This window comes from Gilliamella sp. Bif1-4 (assembly GCF_001690535.1).
GTDB lineage: Bacteria > Pseudomonadota > Gammaproteobacteria > Enterobacterales > Orbaceae > Gilliamella > Gilliamella bombi.
The window spans coordinates 129864-139167 of sequence record NZ_LZHC01000016.1 but is presented as its reverse complement, the minus strand read 5'-3'; the positions used below and the strand labels follow the sequence as shown (position 1 = coordinate 139167).

Here is a 9304-nt window from a genome sequence, read left to right as displayed (position 1 = left end):
GACTCCATTTTGGCATGCTCAAGATCGATAGTGGTGACGGATTGGTTTTTATAATCTTTCCACCTTGCTCTTTTTTTATATACGGCTTTACCGTGCTTATTCTCTTTTTCTCGGTAATGATAAATTTCATCGCCAGTATCGGAAATGGTGCGCTGGCCTTTTAATGAGTGATTATTAAGTGTGCCGGTCATAATATCTAAGGCATTACCGGCAACAATTTTACTGTTGTCATTCTCTAAATGGTCGGATTGTATACGCAAATCTTTACCAGAGATGATTTCTGCCGGTGCCGTACTTTTGATTTTAGTTTCATAAATATTTCTTGTGTAATCATATTCATAATACTTATGAGTGGAATCAAAAGCGCCATTATTTGAATGCAAAACAGGGTATCTGTGCCGCTTTTTAGGGCTAGTGCGAATGCTGACTTCATCGGGTTTATATCGCCGAGCATCACCGAGAGGTGAATATTCAACAATATGTTGCCTTTCTACCAAGACCTCTTCAGTTTCAATATGGTCATTAATGTTGTTAATGTGGTTAACTTTTAAGGCCATATCGTCAGCCGCTTCAATCCGTGCTGAATGGTTGTTTAATGTTTGCCCCTCAATGTACATATCCCCTAAGCTGAGTATCAAAGCGTGATTGGTGTTATTTAACGTGTCAACATCCAATAAGAGTGCTTCCCTTGCCGCAATAGTGGGTGCAACGGGGCTGGATAAAGAAGCAGCACGGTTGTTCACCTCATGGGCTTTGATAGAAATCCAATCCCCATATAAACGTGCACCCTCTAGATTGTCAAAACGCTGCGAAGCGTTCACATTGACCTCGCCACCATCAATAAGCCCTTTATTTTCCAATACACGACTATTGGTGTTGATTTCCTCCGATTCGATAATACCCTTTTCTGTGTTTTTAATTTCATCACTCTTAAGGGTAATGGCTTGACCTGATGAGATTTTACCGTCATTGGTAATATGGCTTGCATTGATTAATATATCTTTATTGGCTAGCAAGCTGTTTTTGTTATCAAACCCATGCGTTAAATTAAGCTCAATATTGTTTTCAGCAAGCAGTTCTCCATCACCACTAAGTTGATTGGCGTTAATGGCAATATCATTGGCTAATAAACGGGCTTGGCTGTTGGCTATTTCATCCGCTTGAATATGTAATAACGTTTTGGCAATGATATCCGCTTGTTGGTTTTCAAGTGATTGTGTTTTTAGCTCAATTTTTTCTGCATTAAATTTAGCATTCTGATTAGTAATGGTATTAGCAATAATCTTTAATAAACTTGCCGTTTCAAGTTTTGACTGGCTATTATTAATCGAATTGGCCTCAATTAAAATGCCATTATTGGCCGTCGTTGTTGCGTGTTGATTATCAATAGCCCCATGAGACTGCAATTGAATTTGTTGCATCGCTATGAGCTTGGCATGATTATTGGTTAAATTATTTTCTGCATGTAACCGAATATTGCCCATGCTCAATAATTTTGCTTGTTGGTTATCAACGGTTTGTCCATCTAAGGTGATATCACCTTTAGCCTGAATATCAGCAGACTGATTATTGATATAATTTGCTTCAATTGTTAGGTCGCTTTCTGCGATTAATTGTGCTTGGTGATTATTCACATCATTGGCCGTAATTGCCAATACCCCTTTACTGCTTAACTCAGAATCTTCATTATCTAAAGAATCTGCATGAATGATAAGACCATCTTGCCCTGAGATAAGCATCGCATGTTGGTTAGCTAGATGGGCATTGACATCCATTTGCATACCTTGTTTGGCTTGTAAGGCGGCATTACGATTATCAAGGTTGTTGGTATGAATCGAAATGCGTTTATCTGCTAGCCATAAAGCGTTTTGATTATTTATTTCGTTACTGTTTATCGAAATATCTTGTTTAGCGGATAATGTGCTATCTTGATTATTTGTTTTGTTGGCGTCAATACGTATCGAATCATTAGTAATTAATGTCGCTGATTGATTATCAAATTCAGTACTTTGAATATCAATCCCTTTTTCTGCATTAAAATAAGCAGATTGGTTAGCTAATTTTTTAGCGGTTAATGATAATTGACCACCCGATATTAAGGTTGCCTCGTTATTATTTAATGTATCGGCTTTGACGGTAATATCATTATTGGCTTTAAATACAGATGAATGATTATCAATGTCATCACTATCAATAGTAATAGCATTTTGACTGACCCATTTGACTAATGCGCTATTAAGCTTTTTGGCTTTTATGGCAATATTATCATCCGCTTTTAATATAGATGACTGACTATTAAGTTCATCCGCATTAAGCGTGACTTCGTTACCCGCTACCAATAAGTTATTCTGATTATTAATTTGCTTGGCAGCCATATTAATTTTATTTTGTGTTCGAATGTCAGCGTTTTGATTATCTAATTGCTCATCAGCATTAAACTCAACATCGCCTGTCGCAATCATGGTGCTATGTTGATTATGAATCTTTTTACCTTGCATAGTCAGGTCATGACCAGACTTGATTTTCGAACGTTGATTATTAATTAACTGTGACTCAAGCTTTAGTTTATCACCGGAAATGAGTATTGCATCAGCATTGTCCAATTTGTCGGTAGCCATTATAGATAGTGCCTTACCCGATTGCATGGCCAAATGACGGTTATCAATGTCTTTACCTTCGATATTTATCGATTGCTGGCTAATGATTTGTGCATTTTGGTTGTCAATGTCGTTAGCCTGAATATGAATAGCAGCTAATGCATTAATTTGGGTATTTTGGTTATTAACATTGTTCGACAATAAATCAATTTTTCCATAACTGAACAATTTGCTGTTATGATTATTTAAATACGGTGCTTTAAAGTAAATATCTTTATAGCTTGATATTGACGAATTTTGATTATTAATCGTTTGTGCATTAGCGGTGATATTGCCTTCACTAATCCATTTTGCGTTGTTATTCTCTAATTGTGAAGTTGCTGTAACGGTTATGTCATCTTTGGCACTTAATGTTGCTTCATTTAATTTAACTGTGTTTGCTTCAATGGTTGACTGTTTTTCACTCACCATTAAGCCATTCGTGGCATCAATATAATCTGATGCATTCAGTTTTATATTCCCTTTGGCTTTAACTTTTGATTTTTGCGCATCAATATGTGAGCTGGTAATATGGATATCATTATTGCTAACTAATGTGCCCTCATTAACCCATAGTTGCTCCGCTGTTATCGCTATGCTATCGCTAGCGCTGAGCTCGGCATTATTATTATTTATATTTTTACCTTGTAGCGTTAAGCCAGAATTAGTCAGTAATTGTGCGGATTGATTGTTTTGTTCGGCTGAATTAATGGATAAATACCCATTGGATTTTAATTCTGCAGATTGGTTATTAACCTGTTGCCCATCAATAGCAATATTATGCAGTGCGGTAAATTTTGCATATTGATTAAAAAATTGCTTAACATTGATATTAATCGTTTTTTCTGAAATAAATGTCGACGAATGATTATCAACTAGCCCACTGTTAATATTAATATCACCTTTTGCCCTTAACGCCGCTTTTTGGTTGTTGATTTGATTGGCATGAACAGTCAAAACACCTTCAGTTAATAACTCAGACTGCTGATTATTAAACTGATGGCTATCAATGGTTAAATCTTTTTTCGATTGTAATGTGGATTTCTGGTTTTCTAATGTATCAGATTTTATTTGCAAACCATCATTAGTGACTAACAATGATTCGTTATTCGTAATATGTTGCCCTTTTAAATTAATCGCCCCTTCTGCCAAAAGCATCGACTTGTGATTATCAATAAAACGCCCTGCATTAAAATTAATTTTATTACCTGTATTGAGTTTTGATTGAGCATTATTGATACTACTGCCATTAAAGGTTATGTCTCCTTTAGCCAATATAACAGATTGTTGGTTATCAATTACGTTACCTGTAGCTGAATAAGATGCATTAGTTTTAACTTGTAAATGGCGGCTATCAATGGAATTATTCGCCTGTAGAAGGATATCTTTTTCACTATGGATTGTTGCTGTGTTGATATCAATATTTTCAGCCGTTAATGTGACCGATTCAGCACTATTTTGGCTGTTGGCTAGATTAATATTCTTTTGTGCATTAACTTTAACGTGTTGACCTGCCAGATTTTTACCCGTGAGTGAAATATTATTGGCATCTGCGGTAATATTGCTTTTTTGTGTTAATTTTCCCTGTTCATCAATCCCCGCGGCAATCGTGCTTTTTTGCGTACTATTTATTTCCGAAGCTTTAAGCGTAATGTCATTTTTTGCAACTAATGTTCCTTCATTGACTATTGATTTTTCACTGTTTAACTTGATGTTTTGTTTACTGTATATCTGCTTACTGTTGTGAATGTCGTTTTGACTGCTTAAACGGATATCTTGCTGAGCCTGTATCGCCCCTGTATTGACGATTTTACCCTCCGCCGTTAGGGTTATATTGCCAACACTCGCACCCAATTCTCCTGCATTATGTACACCAACCCCCTTTTCAGTGCCCACTAGGTTGATTTTGCCTGCATACATCCCTCCCAATGCGGATACATCTATCGATACTTCAGGTTTGTCGCCTACCTGTTCATCCAATGGGGTGATTTTTTGGGTGTCTTGGCTGACTTTATTGCGACCCGTCACTACATTTAAGTCATTCGCCCAAACCGCTGAGTTTATCGATACCGTGCGTGCAATTAAATCCGTATAACTTTGCGTTGAACTGTCAAATCCTTTACCTGTCACCGCGATATGACCTTGTTCAACCTGATAACCCGTCAAATCACCATTTTCTATTATCGGCTTTCCCGTCGTTAGCGTGCCACGACTGGCATTAATAAAACCACAACCATTACAGGTTATTCCCGATGGGTTGGCAATGATAACTTGTGCCTTTTGACCCGCTACTTCAACCACCCCATTTAATTGACTAGGATTGCGTGAGTTGACTTCGTTTAAAATAATTTTAGCACTACCTGTGGCATTTAATAGCTCATTACCTTGAACATACCCCCCAATCTGGGTTTTGCTTGCCTTACTACTGTTATTTAAAATGACACCTTGCTTCGATACATCAAACTGTTGGTATTTATTATGTGATACCCCTTTCTTATTCGGCGTTTGAATATTAATCTGCGTTGTGCCATTGGCTGTTGAGCCAATCAGAGGCTGTTGATGTTTGCTGGCTTGACGGTCTGGGACAATGTGGTTGCCATAAACTGGAGCGCTAATACTCACAAAACCTAACGAAATAGATACAAGAAAGGTTATCGGTCTTAATTTAGCAAAAAGCGATTTGAAACTGGCTTGCTCTCTTGTTGATGAAGTTTGTTCACTACCTATCGGTGTTTTAGTTATATCCGCAACGACCATCTGCATGCCACGTTTTTTGTTAAAAATAACTCGGTATAACTTCTTATTCATCGCTTAATTCCTTTCTCTTATTATCTTTTCTAATATTGATTCTGTATTTATCTTGCTTTACTTCTCTCTTTTTTGACTATTAAATCGTCATGTAATATTAATAATTCCAATTGACACTAAACCCTAAGACTAAGGGGTTAGTGTTAAAACCTTTGGGTTTTCGTATCGGTTTTCCCGCAAAGAGGTCATAGTAAAATCCATAATTATTACCTCTGATTCCAATAACACCTCCCGTTAGGTGCCTCCCCAACAAATATTCACTTTTTGCTCCTGATACTTCACCTGTATCAATCCCTAAGTAAGGTTCATGATTAAACGGTGCTTGCCAAGCAAGCTCATTACGCACATACCACCCCCGGTCTGCTTTTAACGTTAATTCACCATCAAAACCGCGTACGCTCCAACGTCCGCCTATCGAAAACTGGTCTGGTGAAGTTAAACGCTCGCCTCGAGTATATTGACCTTGATAGTCGATATGATAACGATATTGTTGCTCACCTAAACGAAAAGGAATATTGGCCGCAAAGTTAACTAGAAAAATATTCGATAATGCACTGCCGTTATCTTCCGGATTAAGCTCCTCTGGCGCTTTTTGTGCATTGAACCATCTCACGCCTTTTTGATATGACACCCCCGCATCCAATACTATATCGTTAATATAATGCCGATGTTGTAAACCTAATTGCCAGTTTGTGGTCTTCCTTTGCTGGATTTCGATTTCCGTTTCATTGATATAGTTATGCGATTGACGCAAGTTAATGCCATAACTTAATGTCGTTTTTTGTGATTCATTTCGATGAATCACTCGACTGAGCTGTACATTTGCGCTCCGACTGCGACCACTGTATTTGTAATCTTCATTTTGTCCCGCTACCGTTTGATGATATTTATTCCCCGATAACGAAGCACTAAGCAACCAATATCCCCATGGCACAGAATACGATAATAAATAGTTACGTGAGCCATATTTCCCTTTGCCGTTTAAATCATGTCCCCCTGATGCATAAAAAGAATCACTTAATGACAAAATGTTGTCCAAATAAAAGGTTACCCCTCCTTGATCCCGCCCTGTTGTTTTTGTCCCTGAATCATCCACCGATAAACCTAATCGCCACATCTTTGTCTGTTTTCGAGCTATTACAATATCACTTTCACCTGGTTTGTCTCCTGGGACTAACTGCATCTGCGCACTTACGGTGGGTAAACGTTGTAAATTTTCAAGCCCTTGCTCAATATCGCGTAAATTGAGTGTTTTGCCTTCTCTAACTGGCATGGCACTATAAAGCTGCGCATATTTATCACTATCATCACTATAGTTAACGTGCCTAACTTTACCTTCAACAAGCAATAATTTTAACGTCCCATTCGCTAAATCTTGCTCTGGGGCTACAACTCGAGTTGTAATAAAACCATAACTTACCAAGCGGTCTTGCAACTGACTCATCAATAAATTAATACCTTCCCCCCCCAAACAACGATGCTCAGCTTGTTGAGCGAGTTTCTTTAAAGGGATAAACCAAGGTAATTTGTCACGATCAATTAATTCAACTCGATTAATATTGAAACATAATGACTCAACAGGAAATTCTATCTCGCCAACGGTTTTACTTGGCGGTAATAAATGAATATCAGGAGAAGTTGGATTTAATGAATCCTCTAGCGCTTTTTGACGCTCTTGCTGGTGAATTAACTGCTGATCGCTAAGAGTTTGGGTTTGGGTTTGAGTTGGCAGTGCCAACAAAATAGATACAGGAGAGATTACTAATACAAAACTTAATAAATATTTTTTCATCAAAACACTCTTTTTAGATCGATATTCACCCAAATATTACACAAAATTTACACAACAAATGTTAAAGTAAATCAGGTTAAATGTCTATGTTAAAATTTGATAAATATTATTTATGTGGTATTTGTTTGTTTTGCGATTGTTGATAGTACTTTATCAAATACCTAATTTGAAAAAAGATTTTATCCCAATTTTAGAAAATGCAACATAGAATCAAAATGGAATTTTTATTTTTCCCTTTAGTTTTACTAATTTAAACTTAGTTTTTGTTAACGTATTTATTTCTGATTAAAGATACCGCTAAAAAAGTTAAGTTTAAGTGGGATTAAATGAGGCTAAAAAGCCTTTATAAACAAGGCTTAAATTTTGGAAAAGAGACAATATAAGATCATATGATATTAATTACAATTATTCCCATTCAATAGTCGCTGGTGGCTTTCCGCTTATATCATATACGACACGAGAAATACCATTGACTTCGTTGATAATTCGATTTGAAACTCGTCCTAGGAAGTCATAAGGTAACTGAGCCCAATGAGCCGTCATAAAATCGATGGTTTCAACTGCACGCAAGGATACAACCCAATCATATTTACGACCATCCCCCATCACACCTACTGAACGAACAGGTAAGAACACAGTAAAGGCTTGACTTACTTTGTGGTATAGATCAGCTTTATAAAGTTCTTCAATAAAAATAGCATCAGCTTGACGTAACAAGTCGCAATACTCTTTTTTAACCTCACCAAGTACACGCACTCCAAGACCTGGACCAGGGAATGGGTGGCGGTAAAGCATGCCATAAGGTAAACCAAGTTCTAAACCAACTTTACGGACTTCATCTTTAAATAATTCGCGCAGTGGCTCAACTAAGCCCATTTTCATATCTTCTGGTAATCCACCTACATTATGGTGTGATTTAATTACATGGGCTTTTCCAGTATCAGCAGCAGCCGATTCAATAACATCTGGATAGATAGTACCTTGAGCTAACCATTTTACATCTTTTAATTTTGCCGCCTCTTCATCAAATACAGCAACAAATTCACGCCCGACAATTTTACGTTTTGCTTCAGGATCTGCTTCACCTTTTAGTGCAGCTAAAAAGCGGTCTTCGGCATTTATGGCGATGATATTTAAGCCAAATTTATTACCAAACATATCCATAACTTGTTGTGCTTCGTTCAAGCGTAACAAACCATGATCGACAAATACGCAAGTTAATTGATCACCGATAGCTTGGTGTAATAACAATGCTGTAACAGAAGAATCAACCCCTCCTGATAAACCAAGTAATACTTTGTCATTACCAACTTGTTTTTTAATTCGAGCAATAGCATCGGTAATAATTGAAGATGGTGTCCAAAGTTTTTCGCAGTGACAAATATCAATCACAAAACGTTGCAATAAATCTAAACCTTTAACAGTGTGAGTAACTTCTGGGTGGAATTGAACGCCATAAAATTGTTTTTCGTCATTAGCCATAATAGCAAATGGGCAAGTTTCAGTACGGCCAATCAGTGTAAAACTATCAGGCAAGGTTGTTACTTTATCACCGTGGCTCATCCAAACATCAAGTTGATTAACGCCTTGTTCGCTTGTGCTATCCCAAATACCATCAGTTAATTTTGACGATCCTACAAGATCCACTTTAGCATAACCAAATTCACGTTGGTTAGAGCCAGTGACTTGACCGCCCTTACCAACTTGAATTGCCATAGTCTGCATGCCATAACAAATACCCAAAACAGGTACGCCAGCATTAAAAACATACTCGGGAGCACGAGGACTATTAGCATCGGTGGTACTTTCAGGGCCACCTGATAAAATAATACCTTTAGGATTAAATTGTTTGATTTTCTCTTCTGATACATCCCACGGCCAAAGTTCACAGTACACACCAATTTCACGAATACGTCGAGCAATTAATTGAGTAACTTGTGAACCAAAATCGAGGATTAATATGCGCTGTTGGTGGATGTCTTTTTTCATCAATTTTATTCCTAAGGTATGAAATAATATAAAAAATAAGAGGCGATATTGTATCACCTCTTATTTGTAGTTAGAACGC

The 9304-nt window shown here is 37.2% G+C and carries 3 protein-coding genes; all 3 read right to left on the bottom strand.

The genetic code is table 11. The features are described 5' to 3' along the window. Window positions 1–5444, bottom strand: a 5444-nt coding sequence (locus A9G25_RS02685; protein WP_141674978.1) for a two-partner secretion domain-containing protein, incomplete at its 3' end; no start/stop codon positions are given. A 97-nt stretch (window positions 5445–5541) separates the two neighbouring features. Then, on the bottom strand, window positions 5542–7236 hold the full coding sequence (locus tag A9G25_RS02680; RefSeq protein WP_065625637.1) for a ShlB/FhaC/HecB family hemolysin secretion/activation protein: 1695 nt from the start codon (window positions 7234–7236) through the stop codon (window positions 5542–5544). 405 nt (window positions 7237–7641) lie between these two features. Beyond that, window positions 7642–9225, bottom strand: coding sequence for a glutamine-hydrolyzing GMP synthase (guaA, locus tag A9G25_RS02675; RefSeq protein ID WP_065625636.1), 1584 nt, complete (start codon window positions 9223–9225; stop codon window positions 7642–7644). Window positions 9226–9304 lie beyond the last annotated feature (79 nt).